Raw genomic sequence first — 25,756 nt, 5'->3', positions numbered from 1 at the left:
CGTAAATTTAATTTACGAGGTTTTGACCAAACTAAAGATTCAGCTAAACAATTTTACTTTTTACTCCATAAGAGTAATTGTTTGGAACCGGAAGCGTCTTCCCTATTAAATAAGGGCTTAAGGCTGCGGAAGAGGTAAGCTTCACGACCAGCACCGACGCTGCAATACTAAAGACCACTGCCATAACAAAATACAAGGCAGGATGAACATTTGCCACTGGAGGCAAATAGTAAAGGAATACAGTATGGAGCAAATAAATATTGAATGAGTATTTACTTACCCTCAAAATTAATTGGGGTGTTTTCTGAAGTTTATAAGTCAGCAATAAAATAACCGCAATTAAAGCGGGTGTATACAGCAGATAGTCTATTCTTTTGGAAGAAACGACTGTAAGAACGTCATACCTCACCAGGAAAAAGATAAGACCTATACTTAAGAAAGGCAGCCCGTAAATCATTTTTTTGTACTGAAGGAGCTTCTCCATTACTGCATGATAATGCCTTCCGCAATAGTAGCCCAATGTAAAATAAAAGAGCCATCCAAATACCGGGAGCCAGTGGCCCCGCTCCCAAATATATTCTCCCAGAAACATCGCCGGTGGAGAAGTCATATGGAAAAAACCAAGATATATGACGTTAATGAGTAATGAAAAACCGATGATTTTAATCGGAGATGACCTTTCTAAAAAGCGTTGGGCAACCACATGTATCAGATAAAACTGGAAAATAATTAATACGAAATAGCCTGTATATCCGCCTAAAAAGAGGTTTAGCGACAGTTGTTGGATAAAAGCCTGCAAAGTATCTGCCGTTATAAAGGCAAATACAAAAGCCATAAAAGCAAACGGGGCTAACAGGAATTTCACCCGTTTGATCAAAAACCCTTTAGGCACCCCATTTGGATACGAGTGAGCTAATAGAAATTCCGAAATAAATATAAATACCGGCGTACCGAAAAAAGCGATAAACCTTAACGCAATCAGTAAATATTCTTCATATTGCCCAATCGTATATTCATAGTTGGAAAGCGTCGTATTCACAACATGGGTCACAACCACTGCCAGACAAGCGAGCGCCCTCAACCAGTATATTTCTTTTATAACATGAGATTCTTTCACATAAATACTTCCCTTCTTACATAAGCATGCCTATAATCATTCGTTCTATAAGTGGTATTTCAGGGGCAAACACAATAAAACTCTCCAGTCAGGCTGAAGAGTCTGTTCTGATTTGAATCTTTTTTCTTTGTGCACATGCGCTCATCCTGGATGCATAGTTCTTAAGATGCCCCTGCCAGATTTGAAGCGAGTCGATTTTCACCTCTAGTCCTGATTTGGGAAAGATACAGAAATGGTTGTCCCTAATCCCGGCTCACTTTTAACGTTTAATTTTCCCCGGTGAGCTTCAACTAACGCCTTAACAATGGAGAGGCCGATGCCAAGCCCGCCTCTTTCACGGTTTCTGGATTTTTCGCCGCGGTAGAAACGCTCAAATGCATTTTGCAGTTCTTCTTCCGACATCCCTTTTCCCTCATCCATAATACTAAAGGTAGTAAAGCTCTCATCCTGGTCAATTGTTATCTCTACTTTTTTTCCCGTATCAGTAAATTTCCATGCATTATTTAAAAGATTTGTCATTATCTGCGTAAACCGGTCAGGATCCGCAGCAAACACGAACGACTTCTCACTATCCACTTTTAGCTCAATCCCTTTTTCCTCAAAGGAAGGGTTAAATCTTTCATAAAATGAATTGAGAATTTGGGCGGAATTAAGCTTTTTAATATTTAGCTTTAACCTCGGGTTTTCGGCAGCATGCAATTCTTCCATTTCATTTACAAGCCTGACGAGACGCATTAATTCCAGATAACTTTGCTCAAGCCGTTCAGGCGTGGCTTCCAAAACCCCGTCACGAAACGCCTCAAGCTGGCTTCGCAGTGTAGACAGCGGGGTACGCAATTCATGAGCAAGGTCACTTGTGAACTGCTTCCGCAGCTTCTCGCTTTTCTCAAGAGACCTTGCCAGTTCATTCACTCCTTCAGACAAGTCTCTTATTTCCTGTATACTGTGGTCGGTTGAAAGGGTCATATCATGACGGTGATTTTTCAGCAGTGTCATGGCACCGCCAATTTGTTTAATTCCTTTGGATAACTGCTTTGAAAAAATAAAGCTGAACAGAACAGCTAAGCCGGTCATAACGGCTAGGGCAAGAAGTAAATAACGGCTGAAATCAGCAAGAAACTGATTATCAATACCCGCAAATGTCAGAGGGTAATAAACGATCATTGTGCCGATCGGCTCATCCTCAGCAAACAGCTCAAAGCTTTCTGAATCCATATGATGGTCACCCATCATCGCTCCATTACTCTCTAGTTGCATTTGCCCCCTCTGATGCTGATTCATGTGGCTGCTGTCTATTATCAGCTCCTCTTCAGGTGAATAGACCTGAAAGTGAATATCTTCATGCATCGTCAAACGATGAAGAGTCATTTGAGACTGCCTCGTAAATGCCCCATTTTGGATATAATCATTTTCCACTTGCTCCACTGCCTGGATAATTTGTTCTTCCCGGCGGGTTTCCACATAATCGCTGAATGTCTCCTGAAAGCCGAAAAACACAGCGATCCCGACTAATAAAATTCCTCCGAGCGACAATAATAATGAAAAAACCAGCAAGCGGCTATACAGGGTTTGAAACATCGCGTTTCCCTCCGAATTTATATCCCATGCCGAATACTGTGACTATATATTCTGGTTTTCTTGTGTCCTTTTCAATTTTTTTCCGTAAATTTTTTATATGGACGTCAATGCTCCGCTCATAACCTTCATAAAAACGATCCTCCTGAATTTTTTCCAGCAGGTCTGATCGGCTGAATACTCTTCCCGGTTCTTTAGCCATTGCTGTTATTACGTGAAATTCCAAAGGTGTCAATGTCACTTCTTTATCATTTATAGTAACTAGTTTTTTCTTATCATCAATGACTAACATGCCGCCATTATATGACTGGACACTTTTCTTACTCGACAACCCGGCGCGCCGAAGAATAGCTTCCATTCTCACTATTACTTCTTTCGGGCTGAATGGTTTAGTCACATAATCATCCGCTCCGAGTAACATCCCCTGAATCCTTTCATCTTCAGCAGACTTGGCACTGAGCATAAGGATTGGCGTATCAGTGTGCTGGCGGATACGGGTACATATTTCTTCACCTGATAAATCAGGAAGCATTAAATCCAGGATGAGAAAGTCAGGCTGAATTTTCCAAAACAAGTCCAGGCCTGCTTTTCCATTTGGTGATGAAACAACGTCATATCCCTCTTTTTCCAGATAAGCCGTTAATACATCGACCATCATTGGTTCATCTTCAATTATCATTACTTGAACAGCCATAGTGCCACTCCTCTTGTTATATTGAAAAAATTATAGCACAGGTTCTGGTTCCTTTTAATATTCCTTGGAAAAACTCATAACTTCTTCATAACTTCTTTATTAGCTCCTCATAAGTGCGGCTTATACTGTAATTAGAAAGACAAAAGGAGGAGATTCAAATGAAAAAATGGTTAATGGCTGCTTTGGCAGCACTTGTCCTTACCGCAGTAGGCGGAACGGTTATGGCCTCTGGGGATAATAATTGGAATTTCGAAGACCACCTTCCATTTATGCAGGAAAGACATCCTGATTTAACAGATGATGAGCTGGAAGAGAGGTTTAACCAATGCCAGCAACGGCATGAAGAAAGCGGCTTCGGCCATCGTATGATGCGTGGGATGATGCATGGCGGAATGATGGGTCAAGGAAATGGTCCCGGCCCGGGCAACGGTCCTGGTAACGGTCCTGGCAACGGAAACGGCCAAGGCCCGGGCAGTGGATTCAATAACGGAAATAATGAATAATACAGCGGCTTTTAAGAGTGCTTTCAATGAGAGAGCACTCTTTATTATGTCGGACCCTTCTATTTGCTGATGATTTTAAAAACTACCCCATTAAAGTCCTTAAAGATGAATATACGGAGGATATCCCCTGCTGTTAAGTCTGCAATCCTCTGAATTTCACTGGGAACACGAACCCCTCCGCTTTTATTTATAATCATCCTATTTTCCATTGTCTCTTTAGTAAATCGTGAAACGACAATCTCCCCCCGCGCTTCCCTAAATCCAACAGACACTTCCTCCCCCGGAAATAAAGCCGTCTGTTTACGAACAATCGAAGGAATTAACACCGTCTGATTCTTTTTAAAGGTACATATCAGATGGGAATCAATTAATTCAGTTTCATTTTTAGCAATCATTTAACACACTCCAATGACCACACTTTTCCATTATTTTAAAGGTAACAATTGAAGAAAGTTTGAAGTTCCATTAAATGGGGGGGTCAGACCCGCAAAATATTGGAAATTAAATTTGCCATGATAAAAGGGGATGGCTGGTCAGCCATCCCCCATAGCTTTTTCATTAAGACGCCAGTTTACGGCACTCGTCTGCACATTTGAAACAGGCTTCTGCACATTTTTGACAGTGGTCATGGTCATGTTTTTTACATTCATTTCCGCAAGCTTCACAAATCTTGGCACAAACCTCTGCAAGTTCAGAAGCAAACGGGGTTCCCCGGCTAAGGGCTTGTTCAAGAAAACTGCAGATATCAGCACATTCACGGTCAAGACGGATACATTCAGTCATCATCTTCACATCATCTTCTCTAAGACAGGCATCGTAACAACGGTTACATGCTTCCGCACATTCATGTAACGTTTTAATTAAATCAGTATGTTGTTCATGGGACATAAATGGAACCTCCTTTAAAATGTGTTCATTACCCCATTACCTATATACATGGCTATTAAACGGTTCAGGAGTAAATTAGGAGGTTCGTCGGTAAGAGCTTGTATAGGGGGAGACCGAAAGTCAGGGGAGCCTCCCGAGCGTGCAAATTTTGTCGAAAATTGTTATATGGTAGAGTTGGGGTTTTATACGGTAGAGTCCCAACTTTATACGGTAGAGTTCGCTCCTTATACGGTAGAGTCCCTCCTTTATACGGTAGAGTCCCAACTTTATACGGTAGAGTCCGCTCCTTATACGGTAGAGCTCCCCATTATTATGGTAGAGTTCGATCCTTCTACGGTAGAATCCCCCATCTAATCGGTCGCCCCCTCCTTTATATCCCCGCTCCCAGCTATTATGAAGTCGCACAATACCTATCTATCCCCTCAGTTTGCAAAAGGAATATACAGATAGAACGTGGTACCGCGGCCTTTCTTGCTTTCTACTTTAACCGAACCGTTATGAGCCTCCACAATTTCTTTTACAATGGCCAGACCGAGACCGGTGCCGCTGTCGTCCCGGGAACGAGAAGGATCTGCTTTATAAAACCTCTCCCAGATGCGGTCGAGTTCCTGTTCGTCCATTCCTTCTCCAGTATCAGCTATCTCAAAAACAACTTTCTCATTTTCTTTGTAACATGACAGCCTGATCGATCCATTCACGTCTGTAAACCTGATGGCATTTTCAAGGATATTAATAAGTGCCTGTTCCATTCTGAACGCGTCCAGAGAGAGTGCGCGTTTTTCCAATGAAGGGTCAATGTCGAGCGTTCCTTCGATTTGTTTCTGGTCAAACATTATGGCACGGCTTTTAAACAGGGAACTGAGCCACTCACTAACATTTACCTCTTCATAATGAATTTGTATCTTTCCTTCTTGAAGTTTAGTCAGTAAAAATAAGTCGCTCACAAGGCTTTCCATACGTATTGCTTCATCGTAAATGACACCAAGGTGCCTCTTCCACCCTTCCTTGTCCACGTTTTCTGCGTCCTTCATTAAGGCTGAGTATCCTTTTATATACGTAATCGGAGTTCTCAAATCATGAGAAACATGAGAAATAAATTCTCTTCTTGAATCCCTGTATTCTTTAAGCTGCTTTGTCATCTGCTGAATATTTTTGCCGAGTGTGCCAACTTCATCCTCACCTTTAACATTCAGTTTAATGTCAAAATCTCCATCTGCAATATCATGTGTTCTCTGGCTCATTTCATTTAAAGGGTTAGAGATTCTCCTCGTCAAATATCTGATAAACAAATAGCCTACTAAAAGAGTAAGTGCCCCCATTAACGCTAATAATTTAAGCAAGTTGATCCGGGCCACATTCAGCTCCCCGGTATCCTGGTCAATAAATACATACCCAGCTGTTTCCCCATTCTGATTATAAATAGCTGCTGTTCCCCATACATGCGGAATGTGAAAAGCCATTGTGTCAACTTCATCTGTATAGGTGATCTGGTGATGTGTCAAAAGCTCCGATCTGTTTTCCTCAATAAATTGGATATAGTCGTTAATCTTCTCACCGGAAATATTATCACTTGTAAAAACCGGTTCACCTTCTTCATTTACAATGAGCAGAACACTGTGTTTTCCTGTTTCGAGGATATTTATATAGTCCAAAATCTCACTGCTTTGCTCTGTCTCAAGTAAAGCCGCGTGAGCGGCAAGTCTTCCTTCTACCTCATGTGTCAGGTGCTCCTGATAAAAGTTTGCTGTAATCCAGTGGGCACCCGAAATAATAAATACAATTAATACTATTAATGAGATCATCACCCAGGTCGTAATCTTTTTGGCTAGACTTCTTTTAATTTGACTGGTCAGCTGCCGAAACATCTTCATCCACCTTATAACCAACGCCCCAAACCGTATCAATCGCCGTCCCCTTATAACCTTCTGATTTCAGTTTCTCCCTGATGTTTTTAATATGCGTATCCACCGTCCTTAAATCTCCTTCATAAGCCATTTCCCACTCTAAATTTAACAGCTGCTCCCGGCTGTAGACTCTTCCCGGGTTTGTCGCGAGCCTGTGAAAAATTGAAAACTCTTTTTTTGTTAACGGCAAGGCTTTGTTGTTGTAAAAAATTTGATATTTATTTGGATAAAATTGAAGGCCTTTCATCTCAAACGACAAGTCAGCATTTTTTTGAAAGAACGACCTTCTCAATACCGATTCTACCCTGGCAGTCAATTCTCTTGGCTCAAAAGGTTTAACAATATAATCATCCGCCCCAAGCTGCAGGCCTTTCACTACCCGTTCCGTATCTCCTAAAGCGGATAAAAGAATGACGGGTGTTTTCCTGTTTAATTCCTCACGCAGCATTTTCAATAATTCGAATCCGTCAATTTCCGGCATCATAATATCCAGCAGCACTAAATCAACCTCTTCACCCCTCACCACTTCCATCGCTTCCATTCCGTTTACTGCTTCAGACACTATGTAGTTTTTATCAGCCAAACAAAGCTTTAACAATGTTCTCATTTCCTGTTCATCGTCTACAATTAAAATTCGTTCTTCTGCCATTTTGTCCCCTCCTGCGGCTTAATTGTATAAAAAAAACTTGGCTTACCGGTCACATTCCATCGGAAGCCTTAAAATCTTCTTTTTTCACTTTTAACAAGTTGTATTTTCTTAAAGTATAATAAAAAAAGGGACTCAAAGCTTTGCTTGAGCCCCTTTCGATACAAATTAGTGACCTCCATGGCCCCCGTGATCACCGTGTTCTCCGGCGATTTCCAGTTTTTCATCTAAAATTCCCTGAATTTCAAATGTGACAGTATCTGTATCTGCCAGCAAATAGGTGTGATTGTAAGGACCGTCCATTGGGTCATCCTCAAATGTAGGGCGGGTGTCAGCCAAATAGTCATACAAACCGTCACTTATTTCCCCGTCTTCAAGCCAGACTAGCGGCGCGTGTTTTCCCAAGTGTCCTAAAGCAGAACCTGTTATTGCCATTTCCGGAGTTTCAGTTGAGATAAAGCTCAATCCGTGGCCTGGTTCTTCCTGCCCCCAGCCTACTGTAGTCTCTTCGTCTCTGTACTTGGCAAACTCAATGGACATTTCTTCAGGAGAATCTCCATCGATACGCTCTGCTTCTCCATACTCCTGCAAGGCGTCAATCGTATCTTCCCCAATGACTTCGTCAGAGCCAAGAAGAAACATTTTTGCATCGCCGTCACGCTTTTCCAAAGCTTCAGCCGTTTCTTCCGGAACCCCGTTATCATCTACGAACAATAACGATTCATTCATATGTGCGATCCAGTTGCTTGCAATCAGAGAGTAAAGCTTCGCCTCTTCTTCTGAGGAGGCAATCAATACTGCTTCCGGCACCTCATCTACTAATTCTGAAAAATACTCATCAACCTCTGCAGCAAAGGCAGCGGCATTATCAGCATCAAATTCTTCAATATTGTATTCATCCAGCTCAGACAAGGCGTCATCCTGCACTTCACCGATAACCATTACTTCAGTTCCGTTATCATTCCCTTTAGGATTTAGCCTTTCCAGTTCCGTTAAAACTTCTTCAGAAAAGTCGCCATCTTCCATAAACAATACCGGTCCGTCATTTGGATGGTGGATCAGCGTTGTACTTACTAAAGATTTCTGCCAGTCATCAACGGGAGCAAGAATGACTGTTCCCGGCTGATTCTCTTCATGTGTAGCAGGCCATACAAGCTGAGAAGTATAAATGGACATATCTACAGGCGAATCAGCATCAAGTCGCGTCACATTTTTTGTTTGAAAATGCATAAGGTTATCGGACGCATTCTCATTCATATTTTCCGGGGCAGAGGCAAACTCTTCGTGCTGCTCCTCGCTGTGCCCGTGATCATTCATCTCATCATTGTTTCCTTCTTCATTTTGATTATTCATATGATCATTGTTATTATGCTCTTCGTTGTCCTCGTTCATATTGTGATTGTCGTCAGCGTTGTTTTCTTCCATGTTATGGTTATTGTTATTATCGATTTCGTTACCTGCAGTGTTGTTATCTTCACCCTCTGCACAGGCTGTTATTAAAAAAGCGGCTGACAGAATAGTGATAAAATTATACTTTTTCTTCATAGTAGACCTCCTAATATGTAATAAACATTTTTTCTGTATGGCTTTGCGTAATAAGCAGATGTTTGTGATGTCCCGCTTTCCCCATACCCGTCCGCCTTTTCCCAGTAACAAAAAATTACCACTGTTTTTTGAAGAATGTATGAAGTTTTTTACAAACAAGAAATTCTCAAGTATAGACTTGTGAATTTTGGAAATTTATATAAAACAACAGGGGTTTGTTATTTGTCGAAATTTGTTATACGGTAGAGTTCAGCTTTTATACGGTAGAGTTGGGAGTTTATACGGTAGAGTGCCTGATTTATACGGTAGAGTTTGATCCTTATAAGGTAGAGTTCCACAGTTATACGGTAGAGTGGATACTTTCATATACCCTCATCCCCCTTTTCGCCGCAAACGAAAAAACTTACAAGCCATAGACTCGTAAGTTTTAAATAGTGAAAGCCCCTATTTTAGCTGCCTGGGACGATTTTATCCAGTGAAGCCACTACATCAGCCTCAGTTTTTCCGCCAATAGTTCTTTCTATTACCATACCGTCTTCATCAATCAGAAGCGTGTGAGGCAAGGAAGTTACACCGTAGGCATTTCCTACAAGCATATCTCTGTCAATCGGATTGGGGTAAGGCACGTTGTGCCGGTCAATAAACCGCTGGACCTGAACGGAAGACTCGTTCACATTGACCCCAATAATTTCGACGCCCTTTTCTTTATATTCGTCATAATGGTCCTTTAAATATTCCATTTTATTTCGGCAATACGTGCAATAAGTCGCCCAGAAAGTTAAATAGACGCCTTGTCCTTCATAATCTTCCAAATGGACTTCTTCGCCATTAACATCTTTCAGGACAAAGTCGGGTGCTTCGTCTCCGGCGTTCACCAGTCCTCTGTCTTCTGAAAAATGTGAGTAAAACGTATATCCGATCGCTGCCACCATCACTAGCAAAATAGTGGAACGGATAATTAATCTGCGCTGTTTCATTTACATCCTCTCCTAAGGAAAAATGGGTCCGATTTAATAATAGTCTATTTTGATGTAATTTTTCAATATGAAGACCTTGTAAACCACTTCATTCTGAACAAAGAATATGAAGATTGTATGAAGAACTGAAGGTTTAATAAATCAGTCGAGGCGCCTGAAGGATGAGCTGAAGTAAACGAGGGCACCGCTGAATAACAGTCCCGTACTTCCGGCGATCATAAGGATTGTCTGAATCGGAAGCTCAGCTGCTACAAGAAAAGAAATAAGCCCGAATGCCAGCGGCTCAAATCCGCTCGCCGCCAGCGTAATAATACTCATGACCCGTCCAAGTTTGTTTTTATCAGTCCGTTCCTGAACAAGTGTCACTGTCGGCAAGTAAACAAACATAGCCATAAAGCCTGTCAACCCTGCAAGCAAAACAAGGGGCGGCAAAGCAGTCACTTGGCTGAACACTATGAAAAAGGCGAAACTTAAAAGGAGGGAGCCAAAAACAAGCCGGCCTCTCTTCCTTTTAGAATTCCATACAACAAGTAAAACACTGGCAAGAAAGGTGCCTGCTGATAAGCCGGCTTCCAAAAGGCTCAATTCAAACGGCGAACCGCCAAGTGAATCGACCAGAATCGGAAAGCTTATTATCAACGGACCGATCATAAACAGGTTAATTATAACGATGGCGATAGTGCCCGTTCTGTGAACATGGGACTGCCTGACATATCCCAGACCTTCCTTTAAATCCTCCAGCGCTGACGGACTGCCCTCCCGTTTCTCCGGTTTAGGGTCCTGTATAAATGCCGGAAACACCAGGATGGTAGAAATAAATATTAAAATAGCCGCTGCAGAAAAAGTCAGTGTGAAATCGCCAATGGTTAAAAGTACGCCGGCTACTAAGGGGCCTATAATAAACATCATTTCCGTGGATCCCTGGAAAAGTGAGTTCGCCCGTTGCAGCTGTTCATCCCTGACTATAATCGGGATCATTGAAGACACAGCCGGAAAAAAGAAGGCATCAAGAAACCCGAAGACCAGCGCGATAACAATAAGCGAGCCGACATGGAGCCAGTCATTAAGAAATAATATAATCATCGTGACCATTACTAGGCCCTGGAGAAAATTCGTTACAAACATGATCAGGGACTTGCGGATTTTATCTGCTAGAATGCCTCCGTAGATCATCATGATTACTCTGGGGATGGAGACGGACATCAGCACGGCTCCGAGAACGGCAGGCCGGTTAAGAACATCTACAATAAACCATGAGACAGACAAAAAGAACATGGAGAAGCCAAGCATGATCGCGAGCCCTGACATCCATACGAGCATAAATGAACGGTTCCGCAGCAAAGAAGCCGGCGGAGTATTAGTTGGGCTGGTTTCAGTCTCAGTCATATTCCGGCCCTCCTTTCAGCACACGAAAAGCCAGACTTCAACTGTATGAAGCCTGACTTTAAAGAATCTACAGCCATTATCTTAGAAAAACACTGGAAAGGCAACTATAAGAGACTTACTGACATATCCGGACTACCGGCCTCCCTGTCATTTTCAAAAAAAGCCCGGCCACGCTGACCGCGGCCGGGATGAACTGTTATGCTTTTTTGAACCAGAATTTAAGAATCCCGTCTTCTTCAGCGTCCTGAAGCAGTTCATTTCCCGAAGATTTAGCCCATGCAGGAAGATCGGCTTTGGCCCCTTTATCCGTTACATGCACTTCGAGTATCTCTCCTTCGTTCAGCTGGTCCATTTCTTTTTTCACCTTAACCACAGGCATTGGACAAGCTAATCCTTTAGCGTCTAAAATTTTAGTACTTTCCATATTAGAAATTCTCCTCTCTCTTTTCAAATAATATATTCACCGGTACAGGCGGTTATCAGCCACTCACTGCACAGCGGTTAGGTCCGATTTCCATTTCTGTTTGTTCTTCCGCATCCGGGTTTATTTTACCCATATTTGTCTGGCGGATCTCCTGATAAGCGTTTGGCTGTGGCGGAAGGTCTTCTGTGACCGTTTTACGGAACTCTTCTTCATCATTGATATTTAACCCATGATTTTTTTCAAACAACACGCTCAGCTTTTCCATGACGCGGCCTTGGGCATCTAATTCTTCGTGTTTACCAAAGTGGGCCGGCAGGACGTATAACTCGCCGCTCAAGCCTGCATAAATGCTGTAAAGGCTGTTGCGAAGGTCACTCACCCAGTCTTCTGCTTTACCTGCCAGGTCAGGGCGTCCGATAGAGTCAACAAACAGAATGTCACCGGAGATCAGATACTGGTCATCAATCACCATAGAGGTGCTTCCGATCGTATGGCCCGGGGAATAAATCGGATGAATCGCCACTTTCGTTTGCCCGACTTTAATATCGTTCCCGTCTTCGAGAGGTTTAAAATCAAAGGTCACTTCTTCTGCATCTTTAGGCGGGAGCCAGTAGGAGGCCCCGTGTTTTTCACGAAGCTTGCGCCCTCCTGAAATGTGATCAGCATGCAGGTGCGTATCGATGACGTGCTTTAATGTCAGATTGTGCTCCGCAAGGAACTCATTATAAGGTTCAATTGTACGGGCGGAATCAATAATTGCCGCTTCACCGTCAGATGCCACAAGATATGAGAGGCACCCTTTACCAAGACGGACAAACTGATAAAGTTCCCCGCCGTCTTTTAAATCGCCTAGTTTAACTGGTTCAAGGTGCTCACTCCATGTTTTCATACCGCCAACAAGGTAGTGAGTGTCGCGGCCTGTCGCTTCTACAATCTGCTCGGCTACGAACTGGGAAGAGCCTTCTTTTGCACAAACCACGAGCAACGGCTTATCTTCCGGCAGCTGGCCGACAATGTCATCCACACCGTCAATCAGGTCGAAGTAAGGCTTGTTAATAATTTCTACGCCTTCGCCTTCCACTTTCCAGTCATCAAAAGCGTCTGTGTTCCGCACATCCAAAATAAAGATTTCCTCGCGGTTAATTACCATTTTACCTAATTCTTTGGCTGTCATTGGTTTTAAACTCATTTATTGATCCCTCCATCTGAATGTTTTGGCGTTGTTAAACTTTAATGTTAATATTCCCTGCATCACCTCGCTTTTCCTCGGGCGTTTCGCGAGCCTCCTCGGGAAAGTCACCCTCCGGGGTCTCGCCTGAACCGTATTTCCCGAAGGAGTCTCGGTGATTCCGGGAATATTATTTTAGCAACAACGGAGCCATGTTAATTAAAAGGTCAATGTGGTGTTCGCATCATTAGCAAAATCAAGGAATGATGCGGCGCCCCCTACTTCGACACCATCAACAAAGTCTTCTTTTTCTAATCCCATCACATCCATCGTCATTTGACAGCCGATAAATTTAACACCAAGTTCCTGAGCTGTCGTGACAAGTTCGTCAATTCCCGGCACATTCGCCTTTTGGAATCCTTCCTGCATTTGTTCTGCCCCCTCAGGCATTGGCAACTGTTTATGCCCATCTTTGTGAATCAGCTGCAGCCCTTCGAAAGTAAAGAATATGGCTACTTCTGATCCTCCGGCTGCCGCTGCTGTTGCAAGATTGTACACTTTGTAAGCGTCAAATAAACCGCCGTTTGCTGCAATAATCGCTACTTTGTTACTCATTTAGACACCCTCCTGGTTAATTTTTTCAATCTATTAAAGTAATATTTTTTATTCATCAGATTCTGTTTCATATTCCCATTCGGACATTCCGGGCTTTACATTCGTGACATTTTTATATCCTTTTTCGTCAAGAACTTGTGCTGCCATGTTGCTCCTGTTTCCAGTTCTGCAGACAACATAGATCTCGTCGTCTTTGTCTAACTCATTTAGCCGCTCTTCCAGCTCTCCCATTGGAATGGATTTAGCTCCTGGAATACGGGCGAAGGTATACTCAGCAGGCTCTCTTACATCGACCAGCTTTATTTTTTTTCCTTCACCCAGTTTTTCTTTCAATTCGTCGTTATTTACCACATGCGGATAGTCCGTTTCTTCTTGTGTTTCGTCGGGATGTGCTTTACGAATATAATGGTAAAAGACCTCTCCATCTTCTCTCGAGCCAAGATAATGATGACCTGTGTTTTTAGCCCATCCTTTCATATCTGCTAAGGAGCCTCTGTCAGTCGCTTGAACCTCTAATACGTAACCCGGTTCAAGGTCATCTATCTTTTTCTTCGTTTTAACCACCGGCATAGGGCACGCTAACCCTTTTGCATCTAAAATTTCATTAACTTTAATGCTCATTCTTCCATTCCTCCATTCGTTCAACTTAAATAATTTGAATTCAATATTCTCTGCTTAGTGTGTGTACAAGTAAACTCTTTATCCTCACATCAATATACCTTGAAGGGTATTATTTTGATTAAAAAAATAATTTGTTGCTTTTTAAATTACCCCTAAGGGTATATTACAAAACATTTTATCCTTTGTCAACACTTTGCCTTATATTTTTCAAATACCCCAATAGGTATATATTAAACATTATTCTTTATTTTCATCAAACTTTCATAAATGAAACGTATGGTGTTGGAGGAAAGGGTGATTGTTATGTATGACGTTTGGATGCTGGGGCCTCTTATGATCCCGGTTATAACAGTCGTTGTCCTGTTATCTGTTATTGGCGGCCTTTTATATTTGCGGTATCTCTCCCCTTATAAGTATAAGAGTGATTATCAGGTAAGAGATTTGACTGCAAATACACTCATTTTAACTGCTGTCATTTATTTTTTTGGTTCTGTGCCGTTAAACTTTTCTGCTTTTGTGAATGACCCTGTGTCAATTCTCAGTTATCCCAGCGGCCAGAATGAATTTTTTCTCGCAATAACAGCAGCAATAATCTATCTTGTTTTTAAGCTTAGCCGGCAAAAAGTGAAAGTGACTGACACCCTCGCCGGGGTTTTTTACGTCGTTCTCGTTGCTGATTTACTCTTCGCTTTCGCAGTAACGGAAACCGGAAAACCATTGGAGGGCGGCCTCTCAGGATTATTGCCTTTCACAGAGCACCCTGTATCCCTTTATACCATGGGGCTGTCGCTGATTTTCCTTATATGGCTCCACTATGCAGGGCGTTTATCAGATGTGTCGGTTAAACTGATGGCTATGGTTCCGTTATGGGCTGCGGGTAAATGGGTGATTAGTTTGACTAATCAGTCGGCTGCCTTTTTAACTATTTACTTAGAGGAACACACTTATTTGGTTTTTGCTGCCGGGACAGTGGCCGCAGCTTGTATTTATTATATTTTACGAAAGAAACAGGTGATCTTATGGAAGAATTAAGTCAAATTACAATTTGGGCGGCATTTGCTGCAGGGTTTATCTCTTTTATTTCGCCCTGTACTCTCCCGTTATTCCCTGCCTATTTATCATACATAACAGGCATGAGCGTTAAGGACCTTGAGTCCAACAAAGATCAGAAAGTCAGGCGGTCGTTAATGATCCATACTTTTTTCTTTTTGGCAGGTGTCTCTTCAATTTTCCTGGCGCTGGGGGTGGGAGCTACATATATGGGACAGTGGCTGCAGGAACTTCTGATTGGTTCTTCAGGAGATCTTGTCCAGCGGTTAGCCGGTATTTTTATCGTTTTTATGGGATTATTTGTAGCCGGCATTATTCAGCTGAATGGCTTAATGAAAAATAAACGGCTGACCTTCAGCAAAAAACCTGCAGGCTTTGCAGGCACCACTTTTGTCGGGATGGGGTTTGCTGCAGGATGGACCCCATGTATCGGACCGATATTTGCTTCTATTTTAGTGCTGGCAGCCAGTGATCCATCGCAAGGATTCTTTTATACGCTCCTGTATATTATTGGCTTCTCACTTCCATTTTTTATATTAACATTCTTTATCGGTTCTACCCGGTGGATTGTTAAATACAGTGGAAGGATTATGAAAATAGGCGGCGGTGTGATGGTATTTATGGGAGTATTGCTGTTCACTGGCCAGTTGAATGATATTTCTATTTATATTCTGCGTTTAATTGAAGGAACCTGGTTTGAAAATCTAGGGTAATGAAGGAAAGGTGATGTGAGATGAAAAAGTGGCTTCTTATTATAATTTTTGCAGGGATGGTCGCCTGGACGCTCTATGAAACACTAGAGTGGCAAAGCACTTCTGAGCCTGCAAGTGAGACAGAGGAAGAATCAGCCAGCGATGCGGAAGACGAAAACCAGGAACAGTCGTCAATTAGTGAAGATGATATCGGGCTAAATGAGGGAGATTATGCCCCTGATTTCACACTTGAAACATTAGCAGGGGAAGAAGTTTCTCTTTGGGATTTCCGCGGCCAAAAAGTGATGGTCAACTTTTGGGCAACCTGGTGTCCCCCTTGCCGTGCGGAAATGCCGGATATGCAGGAAATGTATGAAGAATATGATGATATTAAAATTTTAGCCGTCAACTTAACTGAAACCGAACCTGGTGTGGATCAGGTTGAGGAGTTTACCGAGGATTTCGGGCTGACTTTCCCTATCCTTCTTGATCATGAGGTTGAAGTCGCCGGTATCTACGATATCCAGCCTATCCCTACGTCGTACATGATTGATTCAGAGGGCAAGGTCCAAAGTATTGCTTTCGGCGCCTTAAATAAAGACATGATGGTTCAACGATTTGAAAATATGGACTAAAATAAAAATACCATGTCTTTAAAGGGTGATGTTAAATGAAACAATTAGTTCTCGTTGTAGAAGATGATGATATGATCAGAGAGTTAATTGAAATATATCTTAATAAAAATGGCTACGAAGTCATTACAGCGGCTGACGGAGAGGAAGCAATGGAGAAATTTACACTTTACTCTCCGTGTCTCGTCCTCCTTGACTTAATGCTGCCTAAAGTAAGCGGAGAAGACATTTGCCAGTGGATCAGGGAACAGGAACGAAATGAAGTATCACTTATTATGATTACCGCAAAAACAAGCAGTGACCAGAAAATTAAAGGATTAAAGATGGGTGCTGATGATTATGTAACTAAACCTTTCAGCCCTAATGAATTAATGGCCAGAATAGAAGCTGTCTTGAGACGGGGCGGCCAGTTTTGCCAGAAGATTAATCACCGGGGGCTCGTTATAAAACCTCGAAAAGGTGAGGTTCTTTTAAACGGCCGGAAAATTCAGCTGACTAAATATGAATTCAACCTGCTCTTTTATTTCATGGAGAATCCAAATTTAGTCTTAACGCGTGAACAGCTTGTTCAGCAGATTCATCCGTACGCTGAGAGTGACATTCTGGACAGAACCATTGATGCCCATATTAAAAAGCTCAGGGAAAAAATTGAAAGCGTCCCTTCGAAGCCCGAACGTATTGTCACTGTCAGAGGAATGGGGTATCAGTTTGTTCCTTAATTTAAGTACTAAGAAAACGTCACCTGGTATGCTGTTTCAGTTGATGGCTGTTAATATCGGAGTTGTCACATTGCTTGTAGCAGTGAGCAGCTATTTAATATACACAACAGCCTGCTTTCTTGTGGATCAGATGCCGACGGTTCAAGATGAAAGGCAAGTTGTATTTGAAAACCAGTTAGCCGTTTTTCTATGGTGGACGACTCCGGCAGTCATCCTTTTGGGGATATTTTTCCTTTATTTTTTCACGAAAAAGTTAATGAGGCCGCTGCATGAATTAGTTGACACCACGGCTTCTTTAAAAAGCGGTGAATATCCAGCACAGATTACTGCCACATCCTTCCGCGAAGTGGATCAGCTGACGCACCATATGAATGAACTGAATAGCAGGCTGAAAAAGAATGAGGAAGCCAGAACAAAAATGCTCACAGATATGGCTCACGAATTAAGGACTCCACTTTCAAATATTAACGGCTATATGGAAGCTATGAAAGACGGAGTAATTGAAGGAAATCAGCCTCTGTTTCACTCACTTCATAAAGAATCAGCACGCTTAATTAACATGATTGACCAGCTTCAGGAAATGAGTAAATGGAACGAACAAACATCACAGACTTTACTGGAGAAAAAGTGGACAGATGTTAAACCATTGCTGACTGAATGTCTAACCATGTTCCAATTAAAAATAACGCATGAAGACATCCCGTTAAATGTCAAGGTTGAGCCCGCAATTCTTTATATCAATGATGAGGGGATCCGGCAGGCTGTCTCCAACCTGTTTCAAAATGCTGTCCAGTATTATGAAGGATCGCAAGCCATTGAATTAAGGGGAAGGCTTCACGGGGATGTCTACGAAATTTGTGTCCAAAACCCGGGTCCACCCTTGCCTGAAGAAGAGCGGGAATGGCTTTTCGAGCGTTTTTACCGGGCAGACTCTTCCCGAAGCCGAAAAACCGGCGGAAGCGGATTAGGGCTTGCCATTGTTAAAGAAATAATTGTGAATCACCATGAGGGAAAAGTCACTGTCTCCTCAGAGGATAATATTCACTCATTTAAATTAATCATTCCTGTGAAACCTTAACATTTTTTAAATGAAAAAATGATTTAGCTTTTACACCGGATTAAATGAAAAAATTGTTACCTTATCTTACTCATAAAATTCCTTTAACCTCCTCATAATATGCTTTGTGGCCCCGCGCTGATCTCAAGCGTCAAGCTGCAAATTGGGGGTGTGAGCATGACCGCCACGCAATTTATCATTATGCTGTTGTTGGTTGCTGTATTGGTATGGGCAGCGTTCAGGTTAACGGTTAACTTAAGACGCTCTCCTGCACCTCAAACGATTGACAGCAGTCATAAGCAGGAAAACACACCTGAAAATTATAAGGAGGAATTTGCAATGGAACGAGAAAGAGAAGAAAAAATTGAACAAGCTGTAGACAAGGAAGTTGCACAGGAATTGAGCCCATTACGAGACCAGTTAAAAAACATCCAGCAAAAAATGGACCAGTTACACTCTGCTCAGCAGCAAGGAACCAATTCAAGCCAGACTCAACAGCAGGCTAATGATCTTGCACAGCAGCTTCAGCAATTCAGTAACCAGGCTCAGCAACAGCAGCAGCAGACTATCCAGCAGCTTCAGCAGTCCATTAAACAAGCCTCTCAAACATTACAAGGTGTCGACCAGTCTTTGCAATCGTTTAATGTGTTAAGCCAAATTACCAATCAAATGAACCAGTCTCAGGAACAGCTTAACCAGCAAATGAACCAGGTTCAAAACCAGCAGCAACAACAGCAACAGCAGCAGTAACAGGAAACTGGATATTACTGGGGGGTCTGACCCCCCAGTAATTCCCACTAAAAAAAACGGGAATGTCATTTCCCGTTTTTTTAGTGCCTGCTATTTTATTTACCGGCTTTTCACCAGCATTTTTACAGCTTCTTCGATCGTTTCTTCCGGGTCTTCTTCAGTGCCTTTTTGTTCTCTTAAACAGACCTCAAGATTTTTAGCTACCACATAGGCCGTGGCGCGGTCAACGGCTGAACGGACTGCTGACAGCTGAGTAATAATAGACTGGCATTCTTTCTCGTCTTCCATCATTTTAAGAACTCCGCGCACCTGTCCTTCAATTCTCTTCAGTCTGTTTTTCATATCTGATGAATAATCCATGTTTTCCACCACCTTATAAATTTTGTCTGGCTTATTTTAAGACCCTCGTTTAACTTGTCCACTCCAAGCTGACATACCGCCTCTGACATTAGTAACTTCCCCGAAACCGGCCTTCTTTAATTTATTTGATGCTGCCACACTGCGGTTTCCGCTTTGGCAGATCACGACGATTTCTTTATCCTTTGGAAGACCTGATGCCGCTGACTTAAACCGGCTGAGCGGCACATTCTCCATTCCTTTAATATGCCCTGCAGAAAATTCATTTGGTTCTCTCACATCTATAAAATGTGCGCGTTTATCTTTTTTCATTTTTCCCTGCAATTCATCAGCGGTAATATGTCCAACACCTTTCATTGGCATCATCCGTTTTACCATGGTTAAAATAATCAACACAATTACAGCAAATATTATCCAGTTCATTTATATCCATCCTTTATATTTTTATACCCTTTGGCGTATATAGTTTCTTTTATATTATACCCCTAAAGGTATTTTGTCAATACGTTTGCCAGCCTGTAGAATTATTTAATTTTTGTAAATAATCCGCGGAAGTGATTGTTTAATTCATTCCGGTTTGCTAGGCTCATACGTGACAACATCTTCAACTTACTTTCAAAAATATTTATTAAGAGGTGTAGTATGAACGGCAAACCCCAAACTGATTTTAAGACTTTATTTGAAATTCTAATTATATCCACACGCTTGGGCCTGACGTCTTTTGGCGGTCCCATCGCCCACTTGGGCTATTTCCATGAGGAATATGTCCGCAGAAGAAAATGGATGGATGAGAAGAGTTACGCTGATCTGGTGGCGCTGTGTCAGTTCCTTCCCGGACCTGCGAGCAGTCAGGTCGGAATAGGTATAGGAGTTACAAGAGGCGGTGTTTTAGGCGGGATTATCTCGTTTGTTGGTTTTACGCTCCCTTCTGTTGTACTGTTAATCGTTTTTGCGGTATTTTTACAGACGGCTGGTATGCTGGATGCCGGATGGATTAATGGTCTGAAGATCGTAGCAGTCGCAGTGGTGGCCCATGCTGTTCTTGGTATGGCTCAAAAACTGACGCCGGATGTAACCCGGAAAACGATCGCCTTAGCTGCTGTTATAGGCATTCTGCTTTGGCAGACTGCATGGACCCAGGTAGGAGTCATTCTTCTAGCCGGCGTCGCAGGCTACCTTCTCTACAAAAATCAAGCAGATGAAAATTTATCTTCCCAATTTACTTTTCCTTTATCAAGGCGTTTCGCGGCAGGCTGCTTAACACTGTTCTTCGGCTTGCTTATACTTCTCCCTATTGCCAGAGAAGTAACGACGTTGAACTGGGTGGCCATGTTTGACAGCTTTTACCGGTCAGGCTCACTTGTTTTCGGCGGCGGCCATGTCGTTCTGCCTTTACTTGAACGGGAATTTGTCCCAACAGGATGGCTGACAGAAGAAGAGTTTCTTGCAGGATACGGCGCCGCACAAGCTGTACCAGGCCCTTTATTTACCTTTGCGGCTTACATAGGGACAGTCATTAACGGCTGGCAAGGAGGACTTCTTGCTGCCGCTGCGATCTTTTTACCAGCATTTCTGCTGATTTTAGGAACCCTTCCTTTTTGGACCAGCCTTAGAAAAAACCAGTCTATGCGAGCCGCTCTCATGGGGGTGAACGCAGCAGTTGTTGGAATTCTTTTTGCAGCGTTATATCATCCAATTTTCACCAGTTCTGTGACAAGTCCTGTGGAATTTGCATTCGCTGCCTTGCTGTTCGTTATGCTGGCTCACTGGAAACTCCCGCCATGGGCAGTCGTACTCACCGGTGCCGCAGGAGGGCTAATTATTCTCTAACGAAAAACAGGACTGCCTGATAAAATGGACAGTCCTGTTTTTTATAAGTAACCACTATATCTAAGCTGCGGCTCACTCATGCTTTTTTCCAACAATAATCTCTACGTCCACCGTCATGTTAATCTCCTTATGTTTTAAAAAAGCCTCAATTCGGTCTTCACACGCTTCCCATGCCAAAGGGGTCATCTTCACAAGCCAGGATGCAGATCTATTTGCAAGGTTAACTGTATAAGAAACCGGCCAGCGCTCCACTACAGTAAAGTGTTCTGCAAAGCGGTTGACTGTGTCAGTGTTGGAATAAGAGTGCTTATGTTTTTCCTCAAATAAAGCATATCTTAATTCCTTCAAATAATTTCCCCCTGGCACTACTTTTATAACAAGACCATCGTTTTTCATCAGCCTCTTAAACTCCTCATAATTTGAGGGTGACAGAATATTTAACAGCACATCAAATTTACCGTCCTTAAAAGGCGTATTAACAAGATCCGCCACCGCCCAAAGCAGATCATCTTCTTGTTTAGCCGCTTCAAGAATCCCTTCTTTTGCAAGGTCAACTCCAGCTCCCATAATTTCAGCGCCGGACGCCTCTTTTACAGCCTTCCTTACAGCAGTCAGATGAGAGCCTTCCCCGCATCCCATATCAAGAAGATTTACTTTCTCACCAAAACCATATTTTCCAATTATACCTGCAATTTTATCGGTTACCGGTTTAAAAAAGCTTTCTTCTGTCATAAGACTTTTACGCGCTTCGAATAAATCTTTCGTGTATTTGGTTTTCACATGTTTAGGTAAAAGGTTTACATAGCCCTGTTTTGCAAAATCGAATGAATGATTCCGGTTGCAGACAAGCTGGCAGGAATCAGTGACTTTCATATCTTCGCCGCATACCGGGCACTTAAATACGTCCTCAAAGTATCTTGCGTAATCCGTCCGCCGCCGGCGTTTTGTAACTTTATTCATTTGAACCTCCCGTCTCAGCCTCTTTTAAAACTCAGGCATCCATTATTTTCTCTTTTAAAAATAAGATTACCACAGTTATTTCTTGTGTACTTTTTACTTTAAAATTTTCACACTAAAACTTACATTATTACGCCCGTTTTGTGCCAGCCTAAAGAATACCTTTAAAGCGTTTGTTTTTCAGTATTTAAAGTGAAAGGAGGAATTACCGTGGATTATGATGTGATTGTCATCGGCGGCGGGCTGGCCGGTTTGACAGCCGCTCTTGAATTGTCCGAAAAAGGAAAACGCACGTTAATCATTGAAAAAAACGCCCATCCAGGCGGCCGGTGTTCCTCTTGGGACGACAATGGCATGATAGTGGAATCAGGTTTACACAAGCATTTAAGTTTTTTTAAAAATATGAAAGAGATATTAAAGCGGGTCGGCGTTAATATAGAAGACCATTTTATCTGGCAAAAGGATATGGAGATCCTCCTCCCTGACATAAACGGCACAGCAGTATTAGGCACAGCTCCCTTTCAGGCTCCTAAGATTTTTATTAAAGGTGTCGCAGGCAATAAGAACCAGTTAACCAGGAAAGATAAATATTCGATTACTTCCTTTATTTTTTCCGGATTAAAAGATTACTTCTTTAACAGGCAGGTACTCGACCGGGTAAGCGTTCATGAGTACGCCCGAAAACTAAAGGTTACCGACCGGGCATATTCTTATTTGATTGTCCCATCAACCACCGGTATATTTTACATGCCCCCGGAAGAATACTCTGCGAAAGTGTACTTCGATATAATAATCCCTGCGATAACAAAAAGAGTTGGATTTTATACTGCTCCAATGGGGGATATTATTGCCAACCCGCTTGCACAAGGCGTTAAGTCAAGGGGAGGCGAAATCAGGCTTTCTACTAGTGTAGACAAATTAATTTATGAAGATGAGCAAGTAAAAGGCGTCAGGTTACAAGACGGGGAAACCCTTACGGCCTCCAACGTCATTCTTGCCACTTCCATTACACCGGCCCAGCATCTGTTGCAAGAATGTTTAGGGGAGCATGAATGGTTTTCTTCAATTTTAAAGATGCCCTCCTCCTCAGCAGTATCTATTCAATTGGAGCTGTCAAAGCCTGCTCTGTCAGACGATTTTATAAAATTTGGCCCTCATACGCTTCTTCCCGTTTTTGCTGAACAGTCACGCACTACTTTTAAGCACGTGCCGGGACGACTTTCCGTAGTGCTGGATCAAGCTGACAAAATGTTAAGTATGGAAGATGGGGAGATTTACAATCATGTCGCAGCTGACGCCAAGAAGCTTGGAATGGATTTGGACCAGCTTATGACTGATTACAGAGTTATAAGGCATGAAAACGAGCGCTTCCATATCGGACCAAATCACAATTGGATGAAGCCGGATCAGAAAACCCCTGTTAAAGGGCTGACCCTGGCTGGCGAGTACACTAAGCAGCCTTATCACACTACCACGGAAGGGGCGGTCATTTCCGGAAAAAAAGCGGCGCAGGTGATCATGAACGACAGAGAGAGATAAGGGCTACAGCTGATGACCCCAAAAAACTGACACCGCTGTTATGCGGTGTCAGTTCATTAGATATAATTTAATTAAGGCAATTCATTGCCTGCTGCCCGGTAAAGCCCGTACCATTCTTCTCTTGACAACTCTACGCCGGAAGCTTTGGAGATATCTTTAATCCGCTCAGGGTTCATTGATCCGATAATCGGCTGGATATTGGCAGGGTGGCGTAAAATCCACGCAATAGCCATGGCAGAATCAGTCACTCCTTTTTTATCGGCCAGTTCCTGCAGTTTGGCATTAACTTCAGGGTAATCACTGTTACCGACAAACACGCCTTCTATCATACCATGCTGGAACGGCGACCATGCCTGGACAGTCATCTCCTTGAGACGGGAATACTCCAGTATACTGCTGTCCCGCACGATGGCCGGGTTATTCTGCATATTTACATTTAAACCAGCATCAATCATAGGTGTATGTACAATGCTCAGCTGAAGCTGGTTAATAATCAGATCATCCTTTAAATATTTCTGAAGCAGCTCAACCTGCATTGGATTCTGGTTACTCACTCCAAAGTAGCGGACCTTGCCGCTCTCTTTCAGCTGTGTGAAAGCTTCAGCAGTCTCTTCAGGTTCCATTAAGGTATCGGGCCGATGAAGCAATAGTGTGTCGAGATAGTCCGTCTGCAGACGTTTTAGAATTCCATCTACTGAGGCTAAAATATGCTCTTTTGAAAAGTCAAAAAACCCTTTTCTGATCCCGCACTTTGACTGCAGAAACAGCTGATCGCGGCTTACAGACGACATTTCCAAAGCTTCTGCAAACACTTTCTCGGAGTTTCCTCCTCCGTAAATATCCGCATGATCGTAGAAATCAATCCCTGCCTCAAAAGACGTATCAATGACCTTGGCTGCTTCTTTTGCGCTCAGCTTGTCCATGCGCATGCAGCCTAAAGATATTTCTCCTGCTTGTAACTCACTCGTACCTAATCTGATTTTCTTCAAGAAGACACCTCATTTCGATTAATAGTCTTATTTTAACAGAACCTGCTTTCAAGAGAGACCCGGGAGATGACTATTTAAACAACTTTTCTGCTATTAACCGGTATGACTCTCTTCTGTCTTCCTGCGAAAAAGCTGTCGTCATCACCATTATTTCATCTGCTCGACTCGCAGACTGAATGGCTTGAAGTTTCTTCCCTGCCGTATCAGGCGAACCGATAATCATTTTCTGCTTTATTTTTTCCAATTTGTCTTTTTCGCTGTTGTTCAGAGGATACGCCAACGCTTCCCCGATCGATGGTACTCCTCGGCCGCCTTCGCCTTTCTCTTTTTGCAGCGACCATATCAGCGAGCTTAACGCTACTTCGTGAGCTCTCTCATCCGTTTCTGCACAGACAGCCGAGACAGCCACCAGAACTTCAGGCTTGCGATTTTGTTCTCCACTTACAAAATTGTCAACATATTGGCCGATGACCTCTTCTATATCCTGATCACTCATAAAGTGTGCAAACGCATAAGGAAGGCTTTTTTCGGCAGCTAAAAGGGCACTTTTTTTGCTTGTTCCGAGAAGCCATAGTTCGGGGGGTGTTTCGGGAAGCGGGGCCGCTGATATTTTCGCCTCTTCCCCACTTTCCCGGCTTCCACTGCTCATTAAATAACCCTCTAATTCTGTTATAAGCTCGGGCAGCTGCCACACTTTTTCTAAAAAATTGTCAGAAAGCGCATTGGTCACTTCAGCTGATCCGCCCGGGGCCCGGCCAATCCCGACGTCTATCCTCCCCGGAAATAACGTTGCCAGGGTGTTGTGAACTTCAGCAACTTTGAAAGGTTTGTAAAACGGGAGCAGCACAGCCCCTGTGCCTAGCCGGATCGTCTTCGTGTGTGCTCCTATGTAGCCCAGCATCACTTCCGGAGCTGAACAGGCAAGGCCCGGGAGGTCATGGTGTTCAGTCATCCAGTATCTCGTAAAGCCCAGCTTTTCTGCTTCCCTTGCCAAAGCGGCCGATTCCTCCAAAGCTTCCTGCGCTGTCTGGCCGGATGACATCGGGGAAGGGTCCAACACACTCAATTTCATTACTGACACCTTCTTTCACTCGTTAACATCTTCCACTGGGCGATTTCCA

28 protein-coding genes are annotated in these 25,756 nt (G+C 42.9%); 9 read left to right on the top strand and 19 right to left on the bottom strand.

Annotation, left to right across the window (positions count from 1 at the left end; all coding sequences use genetic code 11):
- Positions 1 to 43 precede the first annotated feature (43 nt).
- From K8O68_RS16425 to K8O68_RS16415, 3 genes are all read right to left on the bottom strand, one after another.
- Positions 44 to 1,117: an acyltransferase family protein gene (locus K8O68_RS16425; protein WP_230897882.1), complete on the bottom strand. Its 1,074-nt coding sequence runs from the start codon at positions 1,115 to 1,117 to the stop codon at positions 44 to 46.
- Between the two features lie 204 nt (positions 1,118 to 1,321).
- The gene (locus K8O68_RS16420; protein ID WP_230897881.1) at positions 1,322 to 2,695 is read right to left on the bottom strand and encodes a sensor histidine kinase; all 1,374 of its coding nucleotides are present in this window, start codon (positions 2,693 to 2,695) and stop codon (positions 1,322 to 1,324) included.
- On the bottom strand, positions 2,676 to 3,386 hold the full coding sequence (locus tag K8O68_RS16415; RefSeq protein WP_230897880.1) for a response regulator transcription factor: 711 nt from the start codon (positions 3,384 to 3,386) through the stop codon (positions 2,676 to 2,678). Before K8O68_RS16415 ends, K8O68_RS16420 begins: the two co-directional genes overlap by 20 nt.
- A gap of 158 nt (positions 3,387 to 3,544) precedes the next feature.
- Between K8O68_RS16415 and K8O68_RS16410 the strand changes: the two genes are divergently transcribed.
- A complete protein-coding gene (locus K8O68_RS16410) occupies positions 3,545 to 3,889 on the top strand; it encodes a hypothetical protein (protein WP_230897879.1) in 345 nt (114 codons plus the stop codon).
- 59 nt (positions 3,890 to 3,948) lie between these two features.
- Here K8O68_RS16410 and K8O68_RS16405 read toward each other — a convergent pair whose 3' ends face one another.
- The 11 genes from K8O68_RS16405 to K8O68_RS16355 all read right to left on the bottom strand — a co-directional run bounded on the left by K8O68_RS16405 (position 3,949) and on the right by K8O68_RS16355 (position 14,063).
- On the bottom strand, positions 3,949 to 4,284 hold the full coding sequence (locus tag K8O68_RS16405) for a hypothetical protein (RefSeq protein ID WP_230897878.1): 336 nt from the start codon (positions 4,282 to 4,284) through the stop codon (positions 3,949 to 3,951).
- Between the two features lie 163 nt (positions 4,285 to 4,447).
- The gene (locus tag K8O68_RS16400) at positions 4,448 to 4,777 is read right to left on the bottom strand and encodes a four-helix bundle copper-binding protein (RefSeq protein WP_230897877.1); all 330 of its coding nucleotides are present in this window, start codon (positions 4,775 to 4,777) and stop codon (positions 4,448 to 4,450) included.
- Positions 4,778 to 5,199: 422 nt separating this feature from the next.
- Positions 5,200 to 6,642: a sensor histidine kinase gene (locus K8O68_RS16395; RefSeq protein ID WP_230897876.1), complete on the bottom strand. Its 1,443-nt coding sequence runs from the start codon at positions 6,640 to 6,642 to the stop codon at positions 5,200 to 5,202.
- Positions 6,614 to 7,330, bottom strand: a complete 717-nt coding sequence (locus tag K8O68_RS16390; protein ID WP_230897875.1) for a response regulator transcription factor — start codon at positions 7,328 to 7,330, stop codon at positions 6,614 to 6,616. Before K8O68_RS16390 ends, K8O68_RS16395 begins: the two co-directional genes overlap by 29 nt.
- Positions 7,331 to 7,495: 165 nt before the next feature.
- The gene (locus K8O68_RS16385) at positions 7,496 to 8,872 is read right to left on the bottom strand and encodes a cell wall-binding repeat-containing protein (protein ID WP_230897874.1); all 1,377 of its coding nucleotides are present in this window, start codon (positions 8,870 to 8,872) and stop codon (positions 7,496 to 7,498) included.
- A 449-nt stretch (positions 8,873 to 9,321) separates the two neighbouring features.
- The gene (gene resA / locus K8O68_RS16380; RefSeq protein WP_230897873.1) at positions 9,322 to 9,849 is read right to left on the bottom strand and encodes a thiol-disulfide oxidoreductase ResA; all 528 of its coding nucleotides are present in this window, start codon (positions 9,847 to 9,849) and stop codon (positions 9,322 to 9,324) included.
- 141 nt (positions 9,850 to 9,990) lie between these two features.
- On the bottom strand, positions 9,991 to 11,235 hold the full coding sequence (locus K8O68_RS16375) for an MFS transporter (protein ID WP_230897872.1): 1,245 nt from the start codon (positions 11,233 to 11,235) through the stop codon (positions 9,991 to 9,993).
- A gap of 196 nt (positions 11,236 to 11,431) precedes the next feature.
- Complete coding sequence (locus K8O68_RS16370) at positions 11,432 to 11,659, bottom strand: sulfurtransferase TusA family protein (protein ID WP_093052367.1); 228 nt, start codon at positions 11,657 to 11,659, stop codon at positions 11,432 to 11,434.
- A gap of 55 nt (positions 11,660 to 11,714) precedes the next feature.
- The gene (locus K8O68_RS16365; protein ID WP_230897871.1) at positions 11,715 to 12,848 is read right to left on the bottom strand and encodes an MBL fold metallo-hydrolase; all 1,134 of its coding nucleotides are present in this window, start codon (positions 12,846 to 12,848) and stop codon (positions 11,715 to 11,717) included.
- Positions 12,849 to 13,046: 198 nt separating this feature from the next.
- Positions 13,047 to 13,442 (bottom strand): DsrE/DsrF/DrsH-like family protein, encoded by a 396-nt coding sequence (locus K8O68_RS16360; RefSeq protein ID WP_093052373.1) that lies wholly within the window; start codon positions 13,440 to 13,442, stop codon positions 13,047 to 13,049.
- 48 nt (positions 13,443 to 13,490) lie between these two features.
- Positions 13,491 to 14,063, bottom strand: coding sequence for a sulfurtransferase TusA family protein (locus tag K8O68_RS16355; protein WP_230897870.1), 573 nt, complete (start codon positions 14,061 to 14,063; stop codon positions 13,491 to 13,493).
- A gap of 294 nt (positions 14,064 to 14,357) precedes the next feature.
- On the opposite strand from K8O68_RS16355, the gene K8O68_RS16350 reads away from it, so the two are divergent.
- The 6 genes from K8O68_RS16350 (at position 14,358) to K8O68_RS16325 (ending at position 18,963) form a co-directional block, all read left to right on the top strand.
- Positions 14,358 to 15,095: a hypothetical protein gene (locus K8O68_RS16350; RefSeq protein WP_230897869.1), complete on the top strand. Its 738-nt coding sequence runs from the start codon at positions 14,358 to 14,360 to the stop codon at positions 15,093 to 15,095.
- The gene (locus tag K8O68_RS16345) at positions 15,083 to 15,826 is read left to right on the top strand and encodes a cytochrome c biogenesis CcdA family protein (RefSeq protein WP_230897868.1); all 744 of its coding nucleotides are present in this window, start codon (positions 15,083 to 15,085) and stop codon (positions 15,824 to 15,826) included. Before K8O68_RS16350 ends, K8O68_RS16345 begins: the two co-directional genes overlap by 13 nt.
- Before the next feature lie 20 nt (positions 15,827 to 15,846).
- Positions 15,847 to 16,440, top strand: coding sequence for a redoxin domain-containing protein (locus K8O68_RS16340; protein ID WP_230897867.1), 594 nt, complete (start codon positions 15,847 to 15,849; stop codon positions 16,438 to 16,440).
- A 35-nt stretch (positions 16,441 to 16,475) separates the two neighbouring features.
- Positions 16,476 to 17,156, top strand: coding sequence for a response regulator transcription factor (locus tag K8O68_RS16335; protein WP_230897866.1), 681 nt, complete (start codon positions 16,476 to 16,478; stop codon positions 17,154 to 17,156).
- The gene (locus K8O68_RS16330; protein WP_230897865.1) at positions 17,146 to 18,234 is read left to right on the top strand and encodes a sensor histidine kinase; all 1,089 of its coding nucleotides are present in this window, start codon (positions 17,146 to 17,148) and stop codon (positions 18,232 to 18,234) included. The genes K8O68_RS16335 and K8O68_RS16330 overlap by 11 nt, the downstream gene beginning before the upstream one ends.
- A 156-nt stretch (positions 18,235 to 18,390) precedes the next feature.
- On the top strand, positions 18,391 to 18,963 hold the full coding sequence (locus K8O68_RS16325; RefSeq protein WP_230897864.1) for a hypothetical protein: 573 nt from the start codon (positions 18,391 to 18,393) through the stop codon (positions 18,961 to 18,963).
- A 99-nt stretch (positions 18,964 to 19,062) separates the two neighbouring features.
- Here the strand turns inward: K8O68_RS16325 and K8O68_RS16320 are convergent, their stop codons facing one another.
- Entirely contained in the window at positions 19,063 to 19,323 is a 261-nt protein-coding gene (locus tag K8O68_RS16320; RefSeq protein WP_230897863.1) for a metal-sensitive transcriptional regulator, read from the bottom strand.
- A gap of 36 nt (positions 19,324 to 19,359) precedes the next feature.
- The gene (locus tag K8O68_RS16315) at positions 19,360 to 19,743 is read right to left on the bottom strand and encodes a rhodanese-like domain-containing protein (protein ID WP_230897862.1); all 384 of its coding nucleotides are present in this window, start codon (positions 19,741 to 19,743) and stop codon (positions 19,360 to 19,362) included.
- A 219-nt stretch (positions 19,744 to 19,962) separates the two neighbouring features.
- Between K8O68_RS16315 and K8O68_RS16310 the strand changes: the two genes are divergently transcribed.
- On the top strand, positions 19,963 to 21,150 hold the full coding sequence (locus tag K8O68_RS16310; RefSeq protein ID WP_230897861.1) for a chromate transporter: 1,188 nt from the start codon (positions 19,963 to 19,965) through the stop codon (positions 21,148 to 21,150).
- A gap of 72 nt (positions 21,151 to 21,222) precedes the next feature.
- Here K8O68_RS16310 and K8O68_RS16305 read toward each other — a convergent pair whose 3' ends face one another.
- Positions 21,223 to 22,110, bottom strand: a complete 888-nt coding sequence (locus K8O68_RS16305; protein ID WP_230897860.1) for a putative RNA methyltransferase — start codon at positions 22,108 to 22,110, stop codon at positions 21,223 to 21,225.
- 207 nt (positions 22,111 to 22,317) lie between these two features.
- Between K8O68_RS16305 and K8O68_RS16300 the strand changes: the two genes are divergently transcribed.
- On the top strand, positions 22,318 to 23,646 hold the full coding sequence (locus K8O68_RS16300) for a hydroxysqualene dehydroxylase (protein ID WP_230897859.1): 1,329 nt from the start codon (positions 22,318 to 22,320) through the stop codon (positions 23,644 to 23,646).
- 71 nt (positions 23,647 to 23,717) lie between these two features.
- Here K8O68_RS16300 and K8O68_RS16295 read toward each other — a convergent pair whose 3' ends face one another.
- Together K8O68_RS16295 and K8O68_RS16290 are read right to left on the bottom strand one after the other, a co-directional pair.
- Entirely contained in the window at positions 23,718 to 24,635 is a 918-nt protein-coding gene (locus K8O68_RS16295; RefSeq protein WP_230897858.1) for an aldo/keto reductase, read from the bottom strand.
- A gap of 70 nt (positions 24,636 to 24,705) precedes the next feature.
- A complete protein-coding gene (locus K8O68_RS16290; protein ID WP_230897857.1) occupies positions 24,706 to 25,707 on the bottom strand; it encodes an LLM class flavin-dependent oxidoreductase in 1,002 nt (333 codons plus the stop codon).
- Positions 25,708 to 25,756 lie beyond the last annotated feature (49 nt).

Source organism: Salipaludibacillus sp. CUR1 (genome assembly GCF_021028955.1).
Lineage (GTDB): Bacteria > Bacillota > Bacilli > Bacillales > Salisediminibacteriaceae > Salipaludibacillus.
The sequence above is the reverse complement of the archived record's forward strand: the minus strand, read 5'-3'. Positions and strand labels throughout refer to the sequence as shown.